The organism is Micromonospora sp. CPM1 (assembly GCF_023896895.1).
GTDB lineage: Bacteria > Actinomycetota > Actinomycetes > Mycobacteriales > Micromonosporaceae > Micromonospora > Micromonospora tulbaghiae.
The window spans coordinates 125,981-151,549 of the sequence record NZ_JAMHIU010000011.1 but is presented as its reverse complement, the minus strand read 5'-3'; the positions used below and the strand labels follow the sequence as shown (position 1 = coordinate 151,549).

At 72.1% G+C, this 25,569-nt stretch carries 18 protein-coding genes and 1 pseudogene; 10 read left to right on the top strand and 9 right to left on the bottom strand.

The window, feature by feature from the left end; all coding sequences use genetic code 11:
• Positions 1-63: 63 nt before the first annotated feature.
• The 6 genes and pseudogenes from M8C11_RS15895 (at position 64) to M8C11_RS15875 (ending at position 4,981) form a co-directional block, all read left to right on the top strand.
• A complete protein-coding gene (locus M8C11_RS15895; protein WP_252450117.1) occupies positions 64-987 on the top strand; it encodes a DUF6282 family protein in 924 nt (307 codons plus the stop codon).
• Positions 984-1,916 (top strand): 3-keto-5-aminohexanoate cleavage protein, encoded by a 933-nt coding sequence (locus tag M8C11_RS15890; protein ID WP_308212749.1) that lies wholly within the window; start codon positions 984-986, stop codon positions 1,914-1,916. Before M8C11_RS15895 ends, M8C11_RS15890 begins: the two co-directional genes overlap by 4 nt.
• Before the next feature lie 30 nt (positions 1,917-1,946).
• A complete protein-coding gene (locus M8C11_RS15885) occupies positions 1,947-2,864 on the top strand; it encodes a hypothetical protein (protein ID WP_252450115.1) in 918 nt (305 codons plus the stop codon).
• Complete coding sequence (locus M8C11_RS15880; RefSeq protein ID WP_252450114.1) at positions 2,861-3,661, top strand: HpcH/HpaI aldolase/citrate lyase family protein; 801 nt, start codon at positions 2,861-2,863, stop codon at positions 3,659-3,661. The genes M8C11_RS15885 and M8C11_RS15880 overlap by 4 nt, the downstream gene beginning before the upstream one ends.
• A gap of 8 nt (positions 3,662-3,669) precedes the next feature.
• Positions 3,670-3,867: pseudogene (locus M8C11_RS30720) on the top strand (thioesterase family protein); the annotation flags it as partial.
• Positions 3,868-4,003: 136 nt separating this feature from the next.
• On the top strand, positions 4,004-4,981 hold the full coding sequence (locus M8C11_RS15875) for a cyclase family protein (RefSeq protein ID WP_252450113.1): 978 nt from the start codon (positions 4,004-4,006) through the stop codon (positions 4,979-4,981).
• A 53-nt stretch (positions 4,982-5,034) separates the two neighbouring features.
• On the opposite strand, the gene M8C11_RS15870 is transcribed toward M8C11_RS15875, so the two are convergent.
• Entirely contained in the window at positions 5,035-7,107 is a 2,073-nt protein-coding gene (locus M8C11_RS15870; protein ID WP_252450112.1) for an N-acetylmuramoyl-L-alanine amidase, read from the bottom strand.
• A gap of 20 nt (positions 7,108-7,127) precedes the next feature.
• A complete protein-coding gene (locus tag M8C11_RS15865) occupies positions 7,128-8,576 on the bottom strand; it encodes a VCBS repeat-containing protein (protein WP_252450111.1) in 1,449 nt (482 codons plus the stop codon).
• Positions 8,577-8,819: 243 nt separating this feature from the next.
• Here M8C11_RS15865 and M8C11_RS15860 point away from each other — a divergent pair, with 243 nt between their 5' ends.
• Positions 8,820-9,884, top strand: a complete 1,065-nt coding sequence (locus M8C11_RS15860) for a LacI family DNA-binding transcriptional regulator (RefSeq protein ID WP_252450110.1) — start codon at positions 8,820-8,822, stop codon at positions 9,882-9,884.
• Here the strand turns inward: M8C11_RS15860 and M8C11_RS15855 are convergent.
• From M8C11_RS15855 to M8C11_RS15830, 6 genes are read right to left on the bottom strand one after another with little or no spacing between them, the layout of a single operon-like run.
• Complete coding sequence (locus M8C11_RS15855; RefSeq protein ID WP_120570810.1) at positions 9,874-11,508, bottom strand: fucose isomerase; 1,635 nt, start codon at positions 11,506-11,508, stop codon at positions 9,874-9,876. The two genes, M8C11_RS15860 and M8C11_RS15855, sit on opposite strands and share 11 nt — an antisense overlap.
• A 52-nt stretch (positions 11,509-11,560) precedes the next feature.
• On the bottom strand, positions 11,561-12,553 hold the full coding sequence (locus M8C11_RS15850; protein WP_252450109.1) for a substrate-binding domain-containing protein: 993 nt from the start codon (positions 12,551-12,553) through the stop codon (positions 11,561-11,563).
• Between the two features lie 25 nt (positions 12,554-12,578).
• A complete protein-coding gene (locus M8C11_RS15845) occupies positions 12,579-13,667 on the bottom strand; it encodes an ABC transporter permease (RefSeq protein WP_216928025.1) in 1,089 nt (362 codons plus the stop codon).
• Complete coding sequence (locus M8C11_RS15840; protein ID WP_252450108.1) at positions 13,664-15,277, bottom strand: sugar ABC transporter ATP-binding protein; 1,614 nt, start codon at positions 15,275-15,277, stop codon at positions 13,664-13,666. Before M8C11_RS15840 ends, M8C11_RS15845 begins: the two co-directional genes overlap by 4 nt.
• Positions 15,274-17,397: a family 43 glycosylhydrolase gene (locus M8C11_RS15835; protein ID WP_252450107.1), complete on the bottom strand. Its 2,124-nt coding sequence runs from the start codon at positions 17,395-17,397 to the stop codon at positions 15,274-15,276. The genes M8C11_RS15840 and M8C11_RS15835 overlap by 4 nt, the downstream gene beginning before the upstream one ends.
• A complete protein-coding gene (locus M8C11_RS15830; RefSeq protein ID WP_252450106.1) occupies positions 17,397-20,681 on the bottom strand; it encodes a DUF2961 domain-containing protein in 3,285 nt (1,094 codons plus the stop codon). Before M8C11_RS15830 ends, M8C11_RS15835 begins: the two co-directional genes overlap by 1 nt.
• A 395-nt stretch (positions 20,682-21,076) precedes the next feature.
• Between M8C11_RS15830 and M8C11_RS15825 the strand changes: the two genes are divergently transcribed.
• The 3 genes from M8C11_RS15825 (at position 21,077) to M8C11_RS15815 (ending at position 24,398) form a co-directional block, all read left to right on the top strand.
• Positions 21,077-22,600 carry a VCBS repeat domain-containing M23 family metallopeptidase gene (locus tag M8C11_RS15825; RefSeq protein WP_252450105.1) on the top strand — a complete coding sequence of 508 codons (1,524 nt, stop codon included), beginning with the start codon at positions 21,077-21,079 and terminating at the stop codon, positions 22,598-22,600.
• Between the two features lie 18 nt (positions 22,601-22,618).
• Positions 22,619-23,614: an alpha/beta hydrolase family protein gene (locus M8C11_RS15820; RefSeq protein ID WP_252450104.1), complete on the top strand. Its 996-nt coding sequence runs from the start codon at positions 22,619-22,621 to the stop codon at positions 23,612-23,614.
• Positions 23,615-23,762: 148 nt separating this feature from the next.
• Positions 23,763-24,398, top strand: a complete 636-nt coding sequence (locus M8C11_RS15815) for a helix-turn-helix domain-containing protein (protein WP_233585729.1) — start codon at positions 23,763-23,765, stop codon at positions 24,396-24,398.
• A gap of 74 nt (positions 24,399-24,472) precedes the next feature.
• On the opposite strand, the gene M8C11_RS15810 is transcribed toward M8C11_RS15815, so the two are convergent.
• Positions 24,473-25,564, bottom strand: a complete 1,092-nt coding sequence (locus M8C11_RS15810) for an alpha/beta hydrolase (RefSeq protein WP_252450103.1) — start codon at positions 25,562-25,564, stop codon at positions 24,473-24,475.
• Positions 25,565-25,569 lie beyond the last annotated feature (5 nt).

Here is a 25,569-nt window from a genome sequence, read left to right as displayed (position 1 = left end):
GGACACGAACCATCGTCGTCCGTATCCTGAACGTCAAGTTCATTTGATGAACAGGAGGAGTCGATGGGCGTCTCGAAGGGTGACCAGCCGGTCTCACCAGCGCTGCTGAAGGTGCTGAACGGCGCGGTGGACCTGCACTGCCACTCCGGCCCGAGTCCCTTCCCGCGGCGGATCAACCACGTCGAGGCGTCGTACGACGCCGCACGCATCGGCCTGCGGGCGCTGCTGGTGAAGTCGCACCACCACAACACCGTCATGGACCTGCTCGCCATGGGCCCCTGGCTGAAGGACGCGCCGACTCCGGTCTACGGGGGCGTCGCGCTGAACTCCGAGGTCGGCGGCATCAACCCGTCGGCCGTGGCGATGAGCCTGCGGATGGGCGGCCGGTGCGTCTGGGCGCCCACCGTGTCCGCGCGCCAGCACATCGAGCACCACAGCCACGCGCACGGCTTCCCGACCTCCGGGCTGGACCTGCTGGAGAGCGAGGTGTCGGTCCTGGACGGGACCGGGTCGGTCTCCGGGGCGACCGAGCAGGTCGTCGAGGTCGTCGCGGACGCGGACGCGCTGCTGACCGGCGGCCACCTCGACGCCGACTCCATGCGCGCGCTGTTCACGGTCGCGGTGGCGAAGGGCGTCCGCCGGCTGCTCGTCCAGCATCCCGACTTCATCGTGGGCGCCTCCGACGGCGACATCGAGGAGCTGCTGCGCATGGGCGCGTACGTCGAGCACGAGATCGCGATGTACCACCCCGACGTCCCCAAGCCGGGTTGGCCGATCGAGCAGCTCGTCGGCTGGATCCAGCGCGTCGGGCCCGAGCGCACCACCATCGGCTCGGACCTGGGCCAGCAGGGCAACCCGCTGCCGGTCGACGGCTACGTCTACATCGTGCAGCGCCTGCTGGACCACGGGGTGTCCGAGAAGGACGTCCGCCGCATGATCGCCGGCAATCCGGCCTACCTGCTGGGTCTGGAGGACAGCCCGTCGTGATCAGGGCGGACAGGGTCATCATCAGCGCCGCGGTAACCGGGTCCGTGCACGTGCCCTCGCAGAGCGACCACCTGCCGCTGTCCCCCGAACAGGTGGTGCAGTCGTCCCTGGAGGCGGCTCAGGCGGGCGCCGCGGTCATCCACCTGCACGCCCGGCACGCGGACGGGCGGCCCGCGTTCGAACCGGCGGTCTTCGAGGAGATCATTCCGCCGATCGTCGGCCAGTGCGACGCCGTCATCAACATCACCACCGGCGGCGCCTCGTCGATGACGATCGAGGAACGGCTCGCCGCCGCGGCCCGGTTCAGCCCCGAACTCGCCTCGCTCAACATGGGGTCGATGAACTTCGTCTACTCCGGCATCGCGGAGCGGGTCGGCCGGTGGAAGCACGACTGGGAGAAGCCGTACGTCGAGAACACCTACCGGCAGCCCTTCATCAACACCTTCGCCCAGATCGAGTACACGCTGCGCGAGATCGGGGAGAAGGGCGGAACCCGGTTCGAGTACGAGTGCTACGACATCGGGCACCTCTACACGCTCGCCCACTTCGTGGACCGCGGCCTCGCCCGGCCGCCGCTGTTCATCCAGGGTGTCTTCGGCATCCTCGGCGGCATCGGCTCGGACCACGCCAACCTCACCCACATGATCGCCATCGCGGACAAGCTGTTCGGCGACGAGTACCACTTCTCCGCGTTCGCCGCCGGCCGCCACCAGATGCAGTTCTGCACCCACAGCGCCTGGCTGGGCGGGCACGTCCGGGTGGGCCTGGAGGACAACCTCTACATCGGCAAGAGCGAGCTCGCCACCAGCAACGCGCAGCAGGTGCGCAAGGTCCGTTCGGTGGTGGAGGACCTGGGCCGCACCATCGCGACGCCCGACGAGGCCCGGACGATCCTGGGCCTCAAGGGCGGCCGGAACATCAGCCGTTGAGGCCACCGACACTTCGCAGGGACGGATGACATGACGATGTATGCCAAGGACGACATCCGGTCACAGCTCGCGACCGTGGTTCCGTCACGATCGGTCGACCCCTCCACACCCGTGCGGCCGGCTCAGTACCTCGCGCTCTACGACACGGCGCCGTCGGTGGTCAGCCCCGCCGGCAGCCGGACCCGGCTGGTACGCGGCCAGCACCTCGTCCTGTCCTGGACCGAGGCCGTGGCGGGCGACCGGTTCACCCGCTCCGGGCACCCGGACGAGTACGCCGTGCTCGTGTACTCCGGCAGCGCGGCGGTGCGGGTGAGCGCGGGCGGCGAGTCGGCCGAGGTGGCGCAGGAGGCGTTCGTGGTGGTGCCGCCCGGTGACAGCGTGGTCGAGGCGCTCGCCGACGGCCCGGTAATCCGGGTGTTCTCCACTGTCGCGCCGGACCTCGCCCAGGGGTGCGCGAACGCGAGCGCCTACCGCGAGCCCGACCCTCGCTGCGCGCCGCTGGCCGCCTGGCCCGACCCGGTCGGCGGGTTCCGGCTTCGGGTGTATCCGCTCGCCGAGCACCCGATCGAGTCGGGCCGGTTCGGGCGCATCTTCCGCACCACGAACATGATGATCAATTTCCTGGCGGAGGAGCCCGCACCCCGCGATCCGCTGAAGCTCTCCCCCCACTCGCACGACGACTTCGAGCAGCTCTCCTTCGGCGTCAAGGGCGAGTTCGTGCACCACATCCGGTATCCGTGGGGGCCGGACTCGACCCGCTGGCGCCCGGACGAGCACGGACGGCTCGGCGTGCCCTCCCTCTGCGTCATCCCGCCGCCGACCGTGCACACCACCCAGGGCGTCGGCGACCACCAGCAGCTGATCGACATGTTCTCGCCGCCGCGGGCGGACTTCTCCGCCAAGCCCGGATGGGTCCGCAACGCCGACGACTACCCGATGCCGTCGTGAGCACCGGCGCGACCGGCCCGAGACGCAGCCGGTTCCGGGCGGCGCTCGCCCGTCCGGGCGGCCCGGCGCTCGGTACGTGGGTGAAGCTGCCGGTGACGGAGAGCGTCGAACTGCTCGCGCTCGCCGGGTTCGACTTCGTGGTCGTCGACCTCGAACACGCCCCGATCGACATGCAGACGGCGTACCAGCTGATCGGTACCGCGAACCAGCTCGGGCTGGGGTCGATCGTCCGGATCCCGGCACTGGAGCCGGGCGTCGTGCAGCGGGTGCTCGACGCGGGCGCCGAAGGCGTCATGGTGCCGCACGTGGACACCGTCGAGCAGGCGCGTGCCGCCGTCTCGGCGGTGCGGTTCCCGCCGCTGGGCGCCCGCGGCGTCGGCAGTACGAGCCGGGCCGGCGCGTGGGGCGCGACGGCCCGTGCCGAGTACCTGCGCTACGGCCAGGAGGAGGTCGTGCTCATCGCCCAGATCGAGAGCGCCCGCGCCGCGTCGTCCGCCGGCGCCATCGCCGCGGTGCCCGGTGTCGACGCGCTGCTCGTCGGCGCCGCGGACCTGTCCACGTCCGAGGGCACGACCGAGGACGATCCGCGGATCGTCTCGCTCGTCACCGCCGCCGTCGAGGACTGCCTCGCGGCCGGCGTACCGATCGGCAACGCCGGCGCGGCGACGGCCGAGTCGGTCCGACGGGCCGTCGCGACCGGCTACACCTTCACCCTGCTCGGCAACGACGCCGGCCTGCTCGGGGCGGCGGCCCGCGCGGCGGTGGAGGCGGGCCGTTCGGTCCGCCGCCCCGGTTGAGGCCCACGATGGCACCCCTCACCGCCGCGGTGCAGTTGCGCTGGGCGGACACCGATCACTACGGACACGTCAACAACGTCACCTGGCTGCGCTACGTCGAGGAGGCCCGGATCCGCACGTTCGGGCTGCCCGACCTGCCCGGCACGTTCGACCGGGCCCGCCCGCCGGCGCTGGCCGTCCTGGGGACCGGGACGTTCACCATGACCGCTGCGGCGCGACTGGAGTTCACCGCCGAGCGCCGACCGCCGGCCCCGGCCGCTGACCGGCGCCGAGCGCGAGGCGCTCGCGCCCTACCGGGGCGATCCGCTGACCTTCCGTTGAGCCCGCCCGAGAGGAATCACCGTGCCTACCTACGACGAACTCTCGACGCACGCGGTGCCCGGCGCCGCCTGGGACGTCTTCGGGCCGGGCGACCAGCTCGGCAGCATCAACCTGCTGACGCCGCAGCGGGTGGCCGCCGCCGCCCGCCTGGTCCGCCGCGGTACGCGATTCAACCTCGACTATCCGATGAACGCCTTCGAGCCCTACCCGACCGGCACGCGGCGTCCCACCGAGCACCACGTCTTCGCCAACAACCCGCTGCATCGCGACGACTGGATCGACTCGTTCTACCTCCAGTCCACCTCCCAGCTGGACTCGCTGCGCCACATCGGGCACCCGGCACACGGCTTCTACGGTGGGCTCTCCGCCGAGGACAACGTCGAGGGCTCCACAGCGCTCGGCATCCACCACTGGGCGCAGGCCGGGATCGCCGGCCGGGGCGTGCTGCTGGACGTCCCCCGCCACTTCGCCCGCGAGGGCCGCCCGTACGACTGCGAGCAGACCATCGCGCTCGACGAGACGGTGCTCGACGCCGTCGCCGAGGCGCAGGGCGTGACTTGGCAGGGCGGCGACATGCTCCTGCTGCGCACCGGCTGGGCGGAGAACTACGTCGCCAAGAACGTCGAGGAGCGCATCGAGTTCAACACCCGCAACCGGTCGCCCGGGCTCGCCCAGCGCGAGTCGGTGCTGCGCTGGTTGTGGGACCACGAGATCGCGCTCGTCGCGGCCGACAACCTGGCCGTGGAGGCCGATCCGGTGCTGGAGTCGGACTTCCGCACGGCCGGCGACCGCCCGCCGCCGCGCGGCGTGGATCACAGTGGCATGCTGCACCGGCCGCTCATCGCGCTGCTCGGGATGGCCATGGGTGAACTGTGGAAACTCGACGACCTGGCCCGCGACTGCGCCGCCGACGGCGTCTACGAGTTCTTCCTGACCTGCAAGCCGCTGAACCTGCCCGGCGGCGTCGGGTCGCCGCCGAACGCGCTCGCCATCAAGTGAACGGCTGACGACGCCGGCCCCGGATCGGGGCCGGCGTCGCTCGCTGTCGGCCGTCAGAGTGTGGTTTCGCCGGTGAGGCCGAAGTAGTCGTGCCATTTGGTGGAGGGGGCGAATGTGGTGCCGGTGGACAGGGCGACGTAGACGTCGTTGGTGGTGTTCTTGGTGAAGACGATGAGGTCGTGTTTGCCGTCGCCGTTGGCGTCGGCGAGGTAGGGGAATTCGCCGGGTAGGCAGAAGAAGTCGTGCCATTTGATCGTGGTGCCGGCGAAGGATGTTCCGGTGGAGGTGGCGGCGTAGACGTCGGCGTCGGTGTTGCAGGTGAAGGTGACGATGTCGTCGCGGCCGTCGCCGTTGATGTCGCCGACGCGGGGTTGTTCGGTGCCGACGGCGAACAGGTCGTGCCATTTCTGTGGTGCCCCGAACGAGGTGCCGGTGGACAGGGCGACGATGACGTCGGCTGCGGTGGCGGGGCCTTGGGTGAAGGTGATGATGTCGTCGCGTCCGTCGCCGTTGACGTCGCCCAGGGCGGGGAACTCCCCGGCGATGGAGAAGTAGTCGTGCCACTTGATCGCGGTGCCGGTGAAGGATGTGCCGGTGGACAGGGCGACGTAGACGTCGGCTGTCGCGTCGTGGGTGAAGGCGACGATGTCGTCCCTGCCGTCGCCGTTGACGTCACCGACGGCGGCGACCTCCGCGCCGGGGGCGAACCAGTCGTGCCATTTCGCCGACGCCGCGAACGACGTGCCCGTGGACAGGGCGACGTGGACGTCGGCGGTGGTGCCGTGGGTGAACACGATCGCGTCGTCTCGTCCGTCGCCGTCGACGTCCCCGGTCAGCGGTGTCTCCCCGGACAGGGCGAACCAGTCGTGCCACTTCACCGACGTCCCCGAGAACGACGAACCCGTCGACGTCGCCACATACGCGTCAGCCGCCGCACCGTGGGTGAACGCCACCACGTCATCCCGACCGTCACCATCGAAATCCGTCGGCGAACCACCGAGATAGCGCGCCGCCGATCCACCTCCGCCCTGGTTCACCAGCAAGAGGTAGTAGTTCCAGTTCCAGTTCGGCCCCGGGTCGGTGTGGTCGTTGCCCGGGATCTCGTTGTGGCCCTTGATGCCGGTGCGGTTCTTCGGGATGCCGTACTTGTCACACAGGTAACGGGTCAGCGCGGCCGACGATCGGTACATCGCGTCGGTGAACCAGGCCGGGTTGTCGACGTACCCCTCGTGCTCGATGCCGACGCCGTACGCGTTGCCGGACCGGGCGTGGTAGGCGGTGTCGCCCTCGCGGACCATCTGGGTGATCTCGCCGTTGCTGGACTTCACCACGTAGTGGGCGCTGACGCCGGACGACGGGTTCTGGAACCAGCTGATGGTCCCGGCGTACGAGCCCTGGGTGACGTGGAGGATCACAGTGGTGATCCGGCTGGACCGCCCGACGCCGTAGTTGGCACCGTTCGCGGCGACCCACCGCGCCGGCGGGTACTCGGGCACGGCGGCGGCCAGGGTACGGGACGCCGTGCCGGCGGGGGCCACAGTGGCGTAGCGGCCCCGCTCCGGCTCGACCCGGTGCGCCCGGACCGGCACCGCCCCGGCAATGCCCTGCTGCACCAGCTCGTAGATCCCGTCCGCGTACAGGCGTGCGGTGGCGTCGTCGGCCGCGCCGCCGTACCGCGCCACCACCGGATACCAGGCGGTCACCCGGTCCCGGTCCCGCGCGGTCAGCCCCTCGGCGTCGGCCAGATCGCGCAGCACGGCCGCACCGCCGCGGATGTTCGCCGGCGTGACGGTCTTCAGTCGCCCGACCGGCTCGCCGGTCAACTCCGCCGCCCGTTCCAGGCTGTGCTGGACCGGGTTGCTCACCAGGTGCATCACCCCGTAGCCGTTCGCCTGGCTCGGCTTGCCGCCGTGCGCGTCGAGGCGGGACTCGCCGTAGCCGACCGCGACCAGGACGTCCCGGGGTACGTCGTACTCCTGCGCCGCCCGCACGAACGCGGCGTCCAGCGCGGTCCGGCCCGGCGGCGTCGCGGACGCCGGCGCGGGCTGCACCGCGATCCCGCCGGCGAGCGCCGCGGCCAGCAGGGCGACGCCGGCGCGCCGCCGTCTCCGTCGTGTTCCGGCCACGGGGGCCTCCCATCCTGGTGTCACAGCGTCACCTCACCGGTGAGGCCGAAGTAGTCGTGCCATTTGGTGCTGGGGGCGAATGTGGTGCCGGTGGACAGGGCGACGTAGACGTCGTTGGTGGTGTTCTTGGTGAAGACGATGAGGTCGTGTTTGCCGTCGCCGTTGGCGTCGCCGAGGTAGGGGAATTCGCCGGGTAGGCAGAAGAAGTCGTGCCATTTGATCGTGGTGCCGGCGAAGGCGGTGCCGGTGGAGGTGGCGGCGTAGACGTCGGCGTCGGTGTTGCAGGTGAAGGTGACGATGTCGTCGCGGCCGTCGCCGTTGATGTCTGCGACGCGGGGTTGTTCGGTGCCGACGGCGAACAGGTCGTGCCATTTCTGTGGTGCCCCGAACGAGGTGCCGGTGGACAGGGCGACGATGACGTCGGCCGCCGAGGCGGGGCCTTGGGTGAAGGTGATGATGTCGTCGCGTCCGTCGCCGTTGACGTCGCCCAGGGCGGGGAACTCCCCGGCGATCGAGAAGTAGTCGTGCCACTTCACCGCCGTGCCCGCGAACGACGAACCGGTCGACAACGCCACGTAGACGTCCGCCGTCGCGTCGTGGGTGAAGGCGACGATGTCGTCCCTGCCGTCGCCGTTGACGTCACCGACGGCGGCGATCTCCGCGCCGGGGGCGAACCAGTCGTGCCACCGGCCCGGCGACGTGAACGCTGATCCGTTCGACAGCGCAACGTACACGTCGCCGGTGTTGCCGTGCGCGAACGTGACGATGTCGTCGCGGCCGTCACCGTTGACGTCGCCCGTCGACGCGGTCTCCCCGCCGATGGAGAAGAAGTCGTTCCACTTCACCGACGTCCCGGCGAAGCCGGTTCCGGTCGACGTGCTCGCGTACACGTCGGCGGAGGCGTTCTGGGTGAAGGTGAGGATGTCGTCGCGGCCGTCACCGTTCACGTCCGTCGACGAGCCGCCGGCCATGCCGTGGGTTCGCGCCGCCTGGTTGAGCAGCGTCCGCGCGGTCGCCGCCGCCTGGTCGTACCGGTCGGGGAAGCCCGACCGCTGGACGCACTGAGCGACCTGGCCCGGGGTGAAGCCGGGGTTGTTGCGGTCGCAGGTGATCGCGCGCGTGACGTACTGCGTGGTGGCGTAGACCGGGTCCATGATCTGCTCCGACGTGCCCCAGCCGTAGTCCCAGCGCTGCTGGAACACGCCCAGGCTGGACTTGTCGCCGCAGGGCAGGTTGTTCATGTGGGACTCGACCCAGCCCGCCTCGAAGGTGGAGAGCATGACCTTGTCGTTGACGTTGTACGACCGGGCCACCCGGTAGACGATCACGGTGACGGCGGGGTCGTGGGTGGCCGGGACGGACGGGCAGGCGAGCGTGTCAATCGGTACGGCGGCGGCCGGCGCGCCGAGCGCACCGGCCGCCGTGACGGTGCAGAGCGCGACAAGCATCGCCAGCAGGTTTCGTCTCACCGTGCTCCTCGGGGGTGTGGGGGTGACCAGCGGCACCAGGCGAGAAATCGATTGCTGACGAGTCTCGTAGTCACCATCATCGATGTCAATAGCGTCGGCCGTGCGCGACGCACCCGTCCGGAAATCGATTGCTGGGCGGGTATAGGATTCCGAGCGATCTCCCGCGGTGGCGGTCCCCCTCCGGTACGTCACCATCCGACGGGGGCCGGGCCGGTGCGCCCGGGCGACGACGACGGGAGCGCGATGACGACCATCTACGACGTGGCGCGTCGCGCGGGAGTGTCGCCGGCGACCGTCTCCCGTGTCCTCAACGGGCGTGCCTCGGTCGACCCGGAGATGGCCGCGCGGGTACGGCAGGCCGCGCAAGACCTCGACTACCGCCCCAACGCCGTCGCGCGCAGCCTCCGCCGCAGCCGGACCAGCCTCTGGGCGGTCATCATCTCCGACATCGGGAACCCGTTCTTCACCTCGATGGTGCGCGGTGTCGAGGACGTCGCGCAGGAGGCCGGCTTCTCGGTCGTGCTCTGCAACGGCGACGAGGACCCGGAGAAGGAGGCTCGCTACGTCGCCGCGGCCCTGGCCGAGCGGATGGCCGGGGTGATCATCTCCTCGTCCGGGCGGCCGGCCCTGATCAGCCGCCTGGTGCAGGCCCGCATCCCGGTCGTGGCGATCGACAGGCAGCCACGCGGCGTCGAGGTGGACACCGTGCTGGTGGACAACACCCACGGCGCCGAGCAGGCGACCGCCCATCTGGTGGGCAGCGGCTACCGGCGGATCGCCTGCATCACCGGCCCGCGCCGGATCTCCACCGCGATGCAGCGGCTGCGGGGTTACCAGCGGGCGCTGAAGGCGAGCGGACGCCCGGCCACCGAGGACCTGATCCGGTACGCGGACTTCCGCGAGGAGGGCGGCTACCGCGCGATGGCCTCCCTCCTGGAGACCGCCGAGCCGCCGGACGCGGTGTTCGCGGCGAACAACCTGATGACGGTGGGCGCCGTCGAGTGCCTCGTGGACAACGGCATCGGCGTGCCCGACCCGTTCGGCATCGTCGGGTTCGACGACATCCCGTGGGCGCACCTGGTCCGGCCCTCGTTGAGCACCGTCGCGCAGCCCACCTACGACCTGGGGCGCACCGCGGCGACGCTGCTGGTCGAGCGGATCGCCGACCCGGCCAAGGTGCCCTCGACAGTGGTGCTCCACACCGAGTTGCAGGTACGCGAGAGCTCGGCGCCGTCGGCCGGCCGGCAGGGCCCCGCGGCGGGCCGAACCCGGTCACGCGGCACTGCCGCCGGCTCGCTCAGATCGTGACCTCCCCGCACAGGTGCACCCGTACGCCCAGCTCGGCGAAGAGGGCGGCCTTGACCCGTAGCGCGCGGTCGGCGGTGTCGGCGTCGGGCGCGTAGACCACGTTGACGTGGTTGGCCTTGTGCCGGGCCATCAACTGGTCGCGGCCCACGCCGTGCAGCACGGCGTGCATGATCGGCCACTGCGGTGTGGTGGCGTCCAGCCGCCGCCGGGTCTCCGCCTCGGGCAGCTCCACCACCGTGCCGCGCCCGAGGTCGACGTGCAGGCCGCCGTCCATCACGAACACCCGCGACCAGACGATCTCCCCCGGCTTCGACACGCCGCTGAGCGTGCCGCCGCCGAGCGGGAAGTACATCGGCGGCTGACGCATGCTGTACGACCTGTCGTAGCCCCCGTTGTGCGACGCGGGCACCGAACCGGAGATCTCGAAGACCCAGACGAAGTGCTCGCCGTACTGCTGTCCCCAGCGGATGTCGTGCAGCGTCGTCGCCGGGTCCAGGCCCATCGCGGTCCAGATCCGGTTGGTGACCAGCGAGTCCACCGCGACGCCCTCGTCCACCTCGTTGAAGTGCGGCAGCGCGACGCCCGGGTACAGCTCCCGGGAGCCGTCCCGGCTGGTCACCGGGGGGCGATCGACGTTGTTGAGCAGGCCCTCGGCCAGGTCGCTGGCGGGCACCGTGTCCTTGAGCCCCTGCTGGTACTGGATCCCGACCGCGTCCAGGCCGAAGTCGTCGGCGATGCGCAGCGCCGCGACGTACATCCGGCACTGGCTGAGCAGCTGGGCGTGCGTCAGCTCGGTGGCCTCGTCGGCGCCGGTGTGGAACGTCATCCCGGCCGCCTCCAGCCAGGCGAGCACCGCCCGCGCCTCGGTGTCGGGCACCCGCGCCATCTCCGCCACCAGTGCGCTCTGCGACAGGCGTTCCTTGAAGACGCCGATCGGGTTGAGCAGCTCGTCGTCGATGATGGCGTTGTACATGCCCATGCAGCCCTCGTCGAAGACGCCGATGACGGCCCGCTCGGAGACGAGCTGCCGGGCCAGCGCCACGCCGAGTTCGACCTCCTCGTCCGGCCGCAGCTCGGGCAGCGGGCGTACGTGGCTCTCGTCGTGCGTCACCCGGCCGGTCTCCAGCCACTTCTTCAGGCCGTCGCGCGCCCACTCGTCGGTGAAGTCCTCGCTCCACAGCGTCGAGTACCGCACGCCCGCCTTGGTGAGGCTGCCGGCGAGGTTGAGCAGGCCCACCAGGCCCGGATACTCCCCGCTCCAGTTCGCCACCAGCAGGATCGGCCCGCGGTGGGCGCGCAGCCCGGCCAGCACGTGGTGGCTGTACTGCCAGACCGCCTCCACCACGACGAGCGGCACGTCGGCCGGGATGCTCCGGAAGACCTCGATCCCGGCGCGCTGGCTGTCGATGAAGCCGTGTCCCTTGAGCGGGTCGACGTCGTGACCGCGCCGGACGTGCCAGCCGAGCGCGGTGACGGCGGCGGCGAGGTCGGCTTCGAGCTGCCGCTGGGTGGGCCAGCAGGTGACGTTGGCGCTCGACCGCAGGTCGCCGCTGGCCACCGTGTAGACGGTGCGGGGCGGGGCGGCCGGGCGCTCGACCGGCACGGGCATTGTGTAGCGGGTCACGGGGCGGCTCCCTCGACGGGCGGACGGTGGGCGGGACAGGGCGCGGCCGCGTTCAGAGGCCACCGAGCTTCGCGTACGCCTCGGCGGCGTTCTCCTCGGTGATCCGCATGGTGCCCAGCGTGGTGGTACGCGGGACGTCCTCGGCGCAGTCGACGAGGATCTTCCGGGCCAGCTCGACCGCCTCCCGGCCGCCGGTGGCGTACTGGAACGTGGCGGCCAGGCGGCCCTGCTCGACGGCCTTGATCCCGCCGGAGGGCACCGGCAGCGCGTCGATGCCGGTGAACTTGATCCGCTGCGCCTTGCCCGCCGACTTCGCGGCGAGGTAGGCGCCCTCGGCCATCGGGTCGTTGTGCGCGTAGATCGCGGACACGTCCGGGTGGGCCTTGATCAGTGCGTCCGCCACCGACTGTCCCTTCTCCCGCAGCCAGTCGCCGGGCTGGGAGGCGACGATCTGGATCTTCGGGTTGACGGCGATGCCCTCGCGGAAGCCCTGCGCGCGTTCGGCGGCGGGGGTCGAGCCGGGCAGCCCGGCGATCTCGATCACCTTGCCGCCGCCGGGCAGCAGCGTCGTGGCGTAGAACTCGCCGGCCGCCTTGCCGATCGCCACGTTGTCGCCGCCGATGAACGCGGTGTACGCCTCCCCCTCGACCTTGCGGTCCAGCACGATCACCGGCACGCCCTGGTCGTACGCCTTCTTCACCACGGCGGTCAGCGGCTTGGCCTCGTTCGGCGAGACGATCAGCAGGTCGATCTTCTGGGTGAGGAAGTTCTCCACGTCGGCGACCTGCTTGCTGTTGTCCTGCGCGGCGTCGGAGACCACGACGCGGAAGCCGGGCACCGACTTCGCCGCCGTCTGCACGTCGTTGTTCATCACCTGCCGGTACGGCTCGGCGTTGTTGGCCTGGGACATGCCGATCAGGAAGTCCTTGCCGGCGCCGCAGGCACGGGCCTGCCCGGCGTCGTCGGACGGCTTCTCGACGCTGCACCCCGTCGCCGCCAGCGCGCCGGCGACCAGCAGCGCGAGCAGTGTGGTTCGCTTGTCCATCGGTGGCTCCTCGGAGTCGGTTCGGTCAGGCGAGGCCGCGGCGCAGCTTCTGCAACGCCGCCGCGAGCACGATCACCAGTCCCTTGATCAGCAGCTGGACGTTGGCGTCGATGTTGTTGAGCGCGAGGATGTTGTTGAGGATGCCGAGCAGCAGCGCGCCGGCCAGGGTGCCGCCCATCGAGCCGGAGCCACCGGCCAGGCTGGTGCCGCCGATGACGACGGCGGCGATCGCGTCCAGCTCGTATCCGGCGCCGTCGTTCGGGCTGCCCTGGTTGAGCTGTCCCGCGTGGACCACGCCGGCCACCGCCGCCAGGAGGCCGGCGACGGCGAACACGGCGACCTTGACCCGCGTCACCGGCACGCCGGAGAGCCGGGCCGCCTTCTCGTTGCCGCCGATCGCGTAGACGTGCCGGGCGAACGCCGTCGTCCGCAGCACCACGACAGCGGCCACCCCGATCAGGACGAACAGCACCGCCGGCACCGGGAGCACGCCGTTTATCGAGCCGTTCAGCAGTTCGAAGGCGGGCGGCGCCTCCTGGGGTCCGTCGCCGTAGGCGATCGGGATGCCGAGGCCGCCGGACCATATCCGGGCGATGCCTCGGGCGACCTGGAGACCGGCCAGTGTCACGATGAACGACTGGATGCCGAGGCGGGCCACGGCGTACCCCTGGAGCGCGCCGAACAGCGCGCCGATCGCGAGCACCGCGGCGACGGCGGGCAGGATGCCGAGCCCGGAGTCGACCATGAGCGTCGCGGTGCCGACCGCCGACAGACCGAGGATCGCCCCGACCGACAGGTCGATGCCGCCCAGCAGGACGACGAACGTCATCCCGATCGCGATGATGCCGATCTCCGACACCGCGCGGACGATGTTCCCCAGGTTGCCGGCGGTGAGGAAGAGGATCTCGCCGTCGCGGCGCGGGGAGGCGAGGACCGCCACGACGAAGACCACGAGCAGCGCGAAGAGACTCTGCACCGCGAAGAGCCGGTCGGCGAGTTCCCGGCGGCTGCGCGGCCGGCGCAGCCAGTGGGCTGTCGCGCCGCGCAGTCCGGCCGTACCGGCGGCCGGCCCGGTCACTGCCGGCTCGGGCGGCGGCACGCGGGTGTCGGTCATCGGTCGTCCCTTCCGGCGGCCGGGCCGCCCATCGCCGCCGCGAGGATGTCCTCGGCGGTGCAGCCGCCGGTGGCGAGGTCGGCCACGGCCCGGCCGCGGCGCAGCACCACCACCCGGTCACAGACGCCGAGCAGCTCGGGCAGTTCCGAGGAGGCGAGCAGGATGCCCATGCCGTCGCCGGCGAGCCGGCGCAGCAGCCGGTAGATCTCCGCCTTCGCCCCGATGTCGACGCCGCGGGTCGGCTCGTCCAGCAGGAGCAGCCGCGGCTCGGTGAGGAGGTGGCGGGCGAAGACGACCTTCTGCTGGTTGCCGCCGGAGAGCGCGCCGACCGGCGTGGCCGCCGACGCCGTCTTGATCGCCAGGTCGGTGACCGACCGCGCGACGGCCGCCCGTTCCCGGCCGCGGCTGACGAACCCGGCCGAGGTCAGCCTGGACAGGGCGGCCAGCACGATGCTCCGGCCGACCGGGTGTTCCAGGACGAGCGCGGAGCGGCGCCGGTCCTCGGGGACGAAGCCGACGCCGGCACGCAGCGCCGCGCGGGGCCGGCGCGGCGCGTACGGGCGGCCGGCCAGCAGGACCGTGCCGGTGCGGCGACCGGCGGGCCCGGCGCCGAACAGGGTCTCCAGCAGTTCGGTGCGTCCGGCGCCCATCAGCCCGGCCAGGCCGACGATCTCCCCGGCCCGCACGGTCAGGCTGATGCCGTCCGGCTCGCAGCGGCCGGGCCGGGGCGCCCGGGGCCGCACCGCCAGGTCGGTGACGTGCAGCACCGGGTCGTCGCCGGCCGATCCGGGCGGCGGGCCGGGAGCGCCGGCCACGTCCGTCGGAGCGGGCTCGAACAGTGACGCGGCCCGGCCGCCGACCATCATCGCCACGATCCGCCGCCGGTCCATCCGGCCGGCCGGTACGACACCGGCGACGGAACCGTTGCGCAGCACCGTCGCGCGGTCCGCGACGACCTCGATCTCCTCCATCCGGTGGGAGATGTAGACGACACCGACGCCCCGGCGGCGCAGGCCGCCGATGGTGGTGAACAGCCGCCGCACCTCCCCGTCGGCGAGGGCGGCCGTCGGCTCGTCCATGACGAGGACGCGGGCGTCCAGGGCGAGCGCCTTGGCGATCTCGACGAGCTGCTGCTCGCCGACGCGCAGCGAGCCCACCGGGCGGCGCGGGTCGATGTCGGCGCCGAGCCGGTCCAGGTGCTCGCGCGCGGTACGGGCCGCGGCCCGCCGGTCGACTGTGCGCAGCCGGGTCCGGGGCTCCCGCCCGAGCACGAGGTTGTCGGCCACCGACAGGGCGGGCACCAGGTCGAGTTCCTGGTGGATGGTCGCGATCCCGGCGGCCTGGGCGGCGGCCGGGCCGGTGAACCGTACCGGCGTCCCGTCGACCGTGACCTCGCCGTCGTAGTCGGTGATCACGCCGGACAGGACGTTGATCAGAGTGGACTTGCCCGCGCCGTTCTCGCCCAGCAGCGCGTGCACCTCGCCCGCCCGTACGTCGAAGTCGACGCCGTCGAGCGCCGTCACGCCGCCGAACCGCTTGGCCACACCGGTCGCCGCGACCACCACCCGGCCGCTCGGGCCGGGCGCGTCGCGGTTGTCCACGCCGGTCATGGGATCGCGTTGATCGCGGCGTGCGCGGCGTCGGCGGACGGCACGTCCCGCCGGACCCCGCTCGCGGTCAGGCGCCAGGTGCCGCCCGCGTACTGGCCGGGCGCCCAGGACAGGCCGCCGGAGCGCCACAGCGGCTGCCAGGCCGCCATCGCGTGGCCGGCGTCGTACCAGGTGTTGTCCCCGCGCCAGGCCGACCCCCACCGGTGCGCCGCGACCACCGAGAGCCCGTCGCCGGTGCTCATCGTCCAGCGGGGCATGCCGGTGACGTCACCTGTCGGCCGCGCCTCCGCCGCCGGGTCGCCGACCAGCGGCGACGCGCCGTCGATGTTGAACGCCACCTCCCACACCGCGGCGGTCGGCCACCCGTTCACCGACCAGGTGACGTCGCTCTGCAACCCGGGACCGGTCCACCGGGGCGTCACGGTGAGCAGCCAGTCGGCGGTGACCGGCTCGTCGCCGAACGGGATGCCGACCAGGTTGATCCGGGAGCCGTCGGCCGACACGTCGACCCGGGCCGGCGCCCCGGCCCGGTCGGTCACGTCGAACCGGCCGACGGCGAGGTACGGGCCGGTGCCCCGGTGCGACGAGTCGAGCGCGGGACGGTGGTTGCCGGCGCCGGCCGGGTCCACCGCCAGCTCGGCGATCCGGGCGTTCGGCCAGGTGCGCACGTCGGCGCGCAGGAATCCGGTGGTCACCGTCCAGCCCCGGGCCACCACACCGGTCGACCAGGTCAACGGCGCCAGCCAGAGCCCGCCCTGACCCCAGCCGGCGTGGGTCAGGTACCAGTTGGAGCCGTCCACCACGACCTCGGCGGCGTGCGCGTCCAGCACCGTCACCTTCTCCGCGCCGTCGAAGCGCAGGGGGTCGCGGCTGCGGTAGACGGCCGTCCGCCGGTACGCGGCGCCGTAGTCGGTGCCGTCGCAGCAGACGAACAGGTACCACCACTCCCCCCGGCGCACCACGAACGGCGACTCCGTCTGCCCGCCCGCCCGGCCGGTGTACGGCGAGGTGTACGCGATCGCGCGGCCGCTCCACGAACGCAGGTCGGTGCTGGTCCGGTAGGCCACGACATGGTTGCCGCCGGACGGGCTCGACGTGGCCGTGTAGTACATGACCCAGCGGTCGCCGACCCGGGTCACCATCGGGTCGCGGCCCTCCCACCCGTCGGTGAACAGCGGGTTGGCGGAGCTGCGGGTCCAGGTGAACAGGTCGGTCGAGGTGGCCAGGTGCATGCGGTACCGGGCGTAGTCGGGGTTCCCGGCCGCGTAGAACATGTAGTAGACGCCGTTGTGCTGGACGACGTGCGGGGCCCAGATCCACTGCTCCCCGGCTCCGGGGTCGGCGGCCAGCGCCACCGGCCGTTTCGTCCACGGGCCGGTCGGGGTGGGCGCGGTGGCGTGCCCGAAGACCTTCTCGTCCTGCGGCGCGCCGGGTTCGGCGTGGGTGATGCCGAACAGGTGCCACACGCCGGTCTGCTCGTGTCGTACCAGCGTGTGGTCGTTGTAGTACCAGGTCGTCGACTCCCCGGCGCCGGGGTCGTAGACGCGCGTGGACGCGCCCCGCGCCGGCGTCTCGCCGAGCGTCTCGTACGGCGTCGTGGTGACCGCCGCGAGCGGGCCGACGCGGCGCAGCGTCACCGTGTCCAGCCCGGCGAAGAAGCCGGTGGAGGACGCGGACCGGCCGGTCACCGTGACGGTGAGGCGGTGCGTGCCTGTCGACAGGGACGCCGAGCCCAGCGGCACCGCGCCGGTACGTTGCACCCCGCCCGCGTACCCGTCGAAGAGTTGACCGACCGCCACCCCGTCGACAGCGAAGCGCAGCGTGCCGTAGTCGCCGGCCCGGGTGAGCACCGCGCCGATGTCGTACTGCCCGGCCGGTACCGAGGGCAGCGTGAGCGTCACCGTGTCACCGGCGCGGGCACCCCGGAACCACAGTTGCCGTCCACCGGACCAGCTCACCCCGCAGCAGTCGGCCTGCGCGCCGACCGGCGCGGTGGCGGAGACGACGGCGAGCGACTCGGCCTCGAACCGGACCGGGTCGTCGGCCGCTGCCGGTCCGGCCGGCACCGCCACCAGGGCGGCCCCGAGCAGGAGCGCCGCGAGGACACACCGGGCGCGCATCACGACACGCTCGGACGGGGCAGGTCGGCGCCGGGTGCGAACTGGTCGTGCCAGCGGTTTCCCGGTGGCCCGAATCCTCCGCCGGTGGAGAGCGAGACGAACACGTCGGCGGTCAGGCCCCTGGTGAACGTGACCACGTCGGCCCGCCCGTCGCCGTTGAAGTCCCCCACCCCGGGCAGTTCGTCGCCGAACGCGAAGTGGTCGTGCCACTTCCAGGAGTTCTGCACGAAGCGGCCGCCGTCGGACAGCGACACGAACACGTCGCCGGTCGTGCCCCTGGTGAACGTCACGACGTCGTCCCGCCCGTCACCGTCCACGTCGCCCACCGCCGGCAGCTCGTCGCCGACGGCGAAGCTGTCGTGCCACTTCCAGCCGTCCTCGACGAAGCGGGTGCCGTCGGACAGCGACACGAACACGTCGCCGGTCGTGCCCCTGGTGAACGTCACGACGTCGTCCCGCCCGTCACCGTCCACGTCGCCCACGGCCGGGAACTCGTCGCCGAGCGCGAAGTGGTCGTGCCACTTGACGCCGGGTCCGAAGCCGGAGCCGGTGGAGAGCGCCACGTAGACGTCGGCGGCGGCGCCGCGGGTGAACGTGATGATGTCGGCGCGGCCGTCGCCGTTGACGTCGCCGACCGCCGGGATCTCGGCGCCGACGGCGAAGAAGTCGTGCCACTTGACCCCGGCGGAGTATCCGGCGCCGGTGGAGAGCCCGACGTAGACGTCGGCGCTGTCGCCGCGGGTGAACGTGATGACGTCGGCGCGGCCGTCGCCGTTGACGTCGCCGGTGAGCGGCACCTCCGCGCCGACGGCGAAGAAGTCGTTCCAGGGCCGGCTGTCCGGCACGAACCGGGTGCCGTCGGAGAGCGAGGTGAACACGTCGGCGGCGGCGCCTCGGGTGAAGTCGACGGCGTCGTCGCGGCGGTCGCCGTCGGCGTCGCTGGTGTTGCGGGTACGGGTGGTGGCCGACACCTCCGCCGAGGGCGCGGCGGCGTTGCCCGACCCGTCGACAGCCACGACCCGGTAGTGGCGGGTCTGCGCGGCGGGCAGCGGACCGTGCCGGAACGTGGTGGCACGGGTCGTGCCGACCAGGTTGGCGGCGGTGATCGCCACCCCCGGGTTCCGGGAGGCGTAGACGCGGTAGGAGACCACGCCGACGTCGTCGGCGGAGGGGGACCAGGTCAGGCCCAGCGCGTGCATGCGCCCGCCGGTCAGGGCGAGACCGGCGACCGGGGCCGGGGCGACGGTGTCGGTGAACGGCGCCACCATGCTGTCGGCCAGGTACCGGGCGGCGGTCCAGGCCGGCGCGCCGGTAGCCGGGGTGAGCTGGACGGTGACCGCCGACCGGCCCGCCGTCAGCGCCGCGGGCAGCACGAACTCGTCGGCCAGCCAGCGCTGTCTGTCGTTGCCCAGCGGCTGCAGCCACACCCCGGCCGGCGTGCCGTCCACCGACACGGCCGCCTGCTGGTAGCCGCCGGCCTGGTCGCCGTGGCGGCGCAGCCGTACCCCCTGGTTGGCCGGGTCGATCGCCAGCCGGAAGCGGACCGGTGCGGTGGTGGCGCGGACCTGGCCGGTCTGCGGGACGTTGTCGTCGTCGCCCTCGAAGGCGGAGCTGAGCGCGGTCTGGGTCGCCCCGGAGTCGGTGTACGCGTGCGCGGCGCGGCTGGCGGCGTCGCCGGTGACGACGGTGTCGGTCCGGCGGGTGGTGACGGTGCGCTGGGTGTAGAGGAACGCGGTCGAGGCGTACTCGGCGGGCATGTCGTTGGCCGGTCCGTGCTCGATGCCGAAGCGCAGCGCGGTGCCGTACGCCACCGCGTCGCCGATCATGAGCCGGTAGGCGGCGTCGCACTCGTCGGCGCATCCGCCGCCGCGGACCAGGTGGGCGGTGTTGCCGGTGAAGGCGCCGCTGTACTCGCCGCGGTTGAAGTACCAGCCCGACTCGTAGAAGTCCTCGGTGCCGGTGCCGTAGATCTGCGGCGTGGGCGAGCCGTCGACGTACACCCGCTCGTCGCCCTCCAGGTAGTTGCGGGTGTTGCCGCCGATGATGTGGCCGCGCATGGTCTGCGAGACGCCCACGAACCGGCCCCGCCCGGACTGGTCGGCGATGATCCAGTCGGTGCCGCCGACCGTCTCGGCGCGGCGTGACTGGGTGGTGAAGTAGCCGGCGTTGCCGTCGGCGGCGAGCCGGGACGTCCACTCGGTGCCGGGCGCCGACGTCACCTCGACCTCGACGCCGCCTACTGTGGCGCCTGTCGTGTTGACGAGCGTCAGTGCGGCGGCGGTGCGGAACGGCATCGGCCACCACGCGCTGTACCAGCCCCCGGGCGCGGAGTCCATCGCGAACATCAGCGACCGGACGGTGCGCTCGCCCAGCCCGGCGCCGAAGAACTCCCCGATCGGGCTGTCCACTGTGGTACGCCCGTCGAACGTCATCCGCAGCCGCAGCCCGGCGAGCGTCGGCGCCCCGGCTGCGGCGTCCGGTACGCGCAGCCGCAGCGCGGTGATCGCGCGTGGCCCGGTCAGGGCGGCCAGTGACACCTGCCCCTGCGCCGGGGCGGTGACGGTGGCGCGCGTGGTGGAGGCGCCGGCCTGGGCGGGCTTCGGGTCGCGGGTGCCGGCGGCGCGCAGCAGCGTGACCACATCGGTGGCCGGGTCGGCCGGATCGAACCGGGGCACCCCTGCCGCGTCGGCGAAGGTCCGGTAGGTGACGTGGTGGAACAGCGGGTTGTTCTGGGTGGTGATCCGCATGGACTCCCGGTAGGGCATCGGCACCTTGACGGTGACGCCGCCGGACGTCTGGTCGGCGTTGCTCACGAGCGGCGCGACGAACGGGCTGCCGAGCCGCCCGTCCACCAGATCCTGGAGGTCGGCCTGGACGACCACGACGCCGTCGAGTTCGACGCGGATCCAGCCGGTGGCGCGGACGTTTCCGTCGTCGCGGGTGAACCAGATCGACTGCACCTCGCCCGGGCCGCGTGCCTCGGCGATCACACATCCCCCGCTCTGACGCAGACACGACCAGGTGCCGACGAAGCCGTCGTCGTTGGAGCCGTCGCGGCCGAAGCTGGAGAACTGGTGGGTACGGGTGCCGGCGGCCAGCTCCGGCAGGCGGTCGAGCCGGCGGTAGGCGTCCCAGCCGATCGGGCCCTTGTCGTCGGCGACGGCGAGAGCGGGAGCGGGCGCCCTCGTGGCGGCCGGCGCGGCGGCGGACGAGGTCGCGGGCACGGCAACGGCCAGCAGCGCGGCTGCTGCGGCGCCGGCCCAACGGCCGATGCGAAACCTCATCGGTGTCCCTTCCGAGCGGCCGTAGGAGCATGAGAAATCGATTGCTGGCGAGTTAACTTCGAGACTTCCACGGTTGTCAATACTTTGCGCCCGGCTTTCCCTCCAGGGCAGGAATCTTCGCGGCGGGTCGGCCCGCACGCCGCGCAGCCAGGCCGGGCGGAAGCGACGCTGAAGGAAGTTTTCCGCCGGCACTCACCACCCCGGCGGGTATTGACAGGCTCCGAAGTCTGCGGTTTCACTTCTCCTCAGCGCCACCGTCCCGCCGATCGGGACGCCAGCCGCCCCTTCTCCGACGCGAACTGTCAGGGCCCGCCCATCGGCGACACCGGCCCCTGGCCCGACGCGCCCACGCGCCGCTCCGACCGTGCATCCCTCTTCCGACGAGGAGTCACCGCATGCCCAGATTCCCGACGCGTCCCGCCCGGCGGGCCCTCGTCGCGCTGCTCACCCTGGCCGCGGCCACCCTCACCGCGGTGACGGTCGCCCCGTCACCGGCACTCGCCGCGCCCACCTTCAAGGCACCGTTCCCCTGCGGGCAGCGGTGGACGTACAGCCACCACAGCGCCGAGGTGCGGCAGGCGCTGGACTTCGTCCGCGCCGACGGTGTCACAGGCGGTACGCCCCAGGTGGCGTCCGCCGCCGGAGTCGCCCGCCGCTACTCGCAGCCCAGCGGCGCCGGCAACTACATCGTCATCGACCACGGCGGCGGGTGGACCACCTACTACTTCCACCTCAGCGCCTACTCGGTGCCCGACGGCGCCTACGTGCAGCAGGGGCAGCAGATCGGGATCACCGGCAGCACCGGCAACTCCTCCGGCGCGCACGTGCACTACGAGCAGCTCTACAACGGCGTCGGCCAGGTCATCTCGATCAACGGCGTCTCGCTCGCGCCGTATCCCGGCCAGTACAACCAGAGGTTCCTGGTCAGCGACAACTGCGGCACGCCACCGCCGCCGCCCACACCCCGCTATCTCGGTGGTTCGCCGACGGATTTCGATGGTGACGGTCGGGATGACGTGGTGGCGTTCACCCACGGTGCGGCGGCTGACGCGTATGTGGCGACGTCGACGGGTTCGTCGTTCGCGGGGACGTCGGTGAAGTGGCACGACTGGTTCGCCCTGTCCGGGGAGACACCGCTGACCGGGGACGTCAACGGCGACGGACGAGACGACGCGATCGTGTTCACCCACGGCACCACCGCCGACGTCCACGTCGCCCTGTCCACGGGCACGTCGTTCGCGGCGTCGGCGAAATGGCACGACTGGTTCGCCCCCGGCACCGAGGTCCCCGCCGTCGGCGACGTCAACGGCGACGGCAGGGACGACATCGTCACCTTCACCCACGACGCGACAGCCGACGTCTACGTCGCCCTATCCACCGGCACATCCTTCACCGGCACCGCGATCAAATGGCACGACTACTTCTCCATCGCCGGGGAGTTCCCCGCCCTGGGCGACGTCAACGGCGACGGACGCGACGACATCATCACCTTCACCCAAGGCCCCGCCACCGCAGCCGACGTCATCGTCGCCCTGTCCACCGGCACCTCGTTCGGGGCACCACAGAAATGGCACGACCTGTTCGCCGTCGGCACCGAACAACCCCGCGTCGGCGACATCAACGGCGACGGCCGCGACGACATCGTCACCTTCACCTGCAACACCGACGCCGACGTCTACGCCGCCACCTCCACCGGCACCGCCTTCGCCGGCACCACGATCAAATGGCACGACTTCTTCTGCCTACCCGGCGAATTCCCCTACCTCGCCGACGCCAACGGCGACGGCAAAGACGACCTCATCGTCTTCACCAAGAACACCACCAACGACGTCTACGTCGCCCTGTCCACCGGCACCACATTCGCCCCCAGCACCAAATGGCACGACTACTTCGGCCTCACCGGCGAAACCACACTCTGACCCCCAGGAGGAACCCCCATGTCGCACGACCGGAACGTCTCCCCCACGGTGAGCCGCCGGCGGCTGCTCACCGGCGCCGCCGCGGTCGCGGCGACCGGCGCCCTCGCCGGCGCCTTCACCGCGCCGTCCGCGGCCGGTGCCGCCGTCAACGGGTACGGCCTGCGCATCGTCGCCCGCAACGAGAACGGCGGCCGGTTGCAGTACTACCGCTTCGCCACCGACGCGATCGAGTGGGATCCGGCGGTGAACGTGCTGCTGCCCGACGGCTATCACACCAGCGGCAAGCGGTATCCGGTGCTGTACCTGCTGCACGGCGGCAACGCGGACTTCCGCACGTTCCACCTCCAGGACAACATCATCAACCTCACCGCCGGCCGGGAGATCATCGTCGTCATGCCGGATGCCTCCACCGGCTGGTACAGCAACCCGGTCAGCACCAACGTCGGACCGCGCGACTGGGAGACGTTCCACATCGCCCAGTTGCTCCCCTGGATCGAGGCCAACTTCCGCACGTTCCCCGAGTACAACGGCCGCGCCGTGGCCGGCTTCTCGATGGGCGGCTTCGGGGCACTCAAGTACACGGCGAAGTACTACGGCCATTTCTGCTCGGTCAGCGCCCACTCCGGGCCGGCCAGTCTGCGCCGCGACTTCGGCCTGGTCGTCCACTGGGCGAACGTCACCTCGGCCGCGCTCGACCTCGGCGGCGGCACCGTCTACGGCGCGCCCCTGTGGGACGAGGCACGGGTCAGCGCGGACAACCCGATGGAGCGCATCGAGAGCTACCGCAACAAGCGGATCTTCCTGGCCGCCGGCACGTCACCCGACCCGGTCAACTGGTTCGACTCGGTCAACGAGGGTCAGGTGCTGGCGGGCCAGCGCGAGTTCCGGGGAGCGCTCAGCCGGGCGGGCATCCCGCACGAGTGGCGGGAGGTGCCAGGCGGGCACTACTTCCGCCATGAACTGTTCGTCCAGGACCTCGCCGGCATGCTCGGCCGGCTGCGCCGGGCCGGCTGACGCGCAGCGGCGTCGCACGAGGGGTTCCACCTGCGGTCCCGCTGCGAATCGTGGGTGGACACCCCTCGCGGATCCGCCGGGATGTTCGATACCATCGAACATCCCGGCGGACGTCCCGCCACCGCGACAGGAGGTCCCCGTGCGGCCCATGAACAGTCAGCCGCCGTCGGAGCAGGCCGGCTCCGGTGGCGCCGCGGACGAGAACACGCCCGCTGGCGTCGTCGGCGGCCGGATCCGGCGCTACCGCAAGGAGCGCGGGCTGACGCTGCGGGGCCTCGCCTCCCGCTCCGGGCTGTCCATCGGCTTCCTGTCGCAGGTCGAGCGCGGCATCTCCTCCATCGGCCTGACCGCGCTCGGCAGCGTCGCCAAGGCGCTCGACCGGTCGGTGGCCGACTTCTTCGACGCCGGCACCGCATCGCCGGACAGCACCGTCTCCTCGCTCCCCCGGCACTTCACGCTGACCAGGGCGGAGACGGCCGCCACGCAGTACGTGTCCGGGCAGCAGACCTACCGCATGCTCTCCGACCGGGGGCCGGACCTGGTGCTCGAACCGATGCTCGTGCACATCGCGCCGGGCGGGCGCCGGGAGAACGCGTACGGCCACCGGGGTGAGGAGTTCGCCTACGTCATCTCCGGCGAGCTGCTCTACGAGGTCGAGGGCGTCGAGCACCGGCTGTTCCCGGGCGACAGCGTGCACCTGCGCTCGTCGGTGCCGCACCAGCTCTACAACGACACCGACGCGGTGACGACCGTGGTCTCGGTCGTCACGCCCCGCCTGTTCTGACCCGCACACCGGGCACCACGAATCGCCCTCCGTGTTCACCTACGTGAACCCGGAGGGCGATTTCGCGTCCGGCGTCAGCGACCGAGGCGGGCGTCCACGGCGGTCATCGTGTCCTGCCAGATGACCGAGGCCGGGTCGATGACGGCGAAATGGTCCCCCGGCTGTTCCAGGTGGCGGACGTCGTCTCCCGCGCCGGCCGCCGCCACGGCGTAGCGCCGGTTGGCGTCGACGAGGTCGAGGCTGTCCTCCGTGCCCTGCACGAGCAGCGTGGGCACCCGGGTCGGCAGCCGCCGCATCGGGTCGCTCTCGGCGTACCGGCGTGGAGCCGTCGCCGGTGAACCGCCCAGGGCCGCGGCGACCGCGCCGTCGCCGAGGTAACGCCGCTCGCCCTCGGTGAGGTCGAGCACCCCGGCCAGCGACACCGCGAGCGCGACACGCGGCCCGCTCGTACGCCCGGCCAGGTCCGCCGCGGCGCGCAGCGCGAGCTGGCCACCGGCCGAGTGTCCCAGCACCACGATGCGGTCCAGGTCCAGCGGCCGGTCGCGGGCCAGCTCCCGCAGCGCGACGAGGCCCGCCTCCACGTCCTGTGTGGTCGCGTCCCAGCCGTGCCGGTCCGGACGCCGGTACTCCAGGTTCCAGGACGCGTAGCCGCGCCGGGTCAGGTCGGCGGCGAGCGCGTCCATCAGGTCCGCGCCCCAGATCGACCGCCAGAACCCGCCGTGCAGCAGCACCGCGACCGGCGCCGGGCCGGTGTCGAGGGCCGACGGCAGTCGCAGGTCACCCCACTGGTCCGGGTCCGGTCCGTAGGCGATCCGGCCGGCCGGCGCGCGGAGGCGGTGCACGGCGTGCCGGATCGCCCAGGCCAGGCCCCACAGTCCCCGCCCCGCCAGGTGGACCGCGCCGGGCACCGGCGGCTCGACGGTGAGGTCGTACCAGACCACGCCGGACGGCTGCGCGCCGATCAGGGCACGGGCCGCGGGTGTGGGGCCGGGCAGCGCCACCACCGGCTGCTCCGTCGCGGCGAGCAGCGAGCGCATCTCGTCGGCCGAGCCGGCGGTGACGACCCGACCGGTGACGTCGAGTTCGGCGCAGGTGGCGGCCGTCGACGACGCCAGCAGGGCCGCGTCGGCCACCAGGCCGGGGCCGACCAGGACGGTGAGCCGCATCGGAC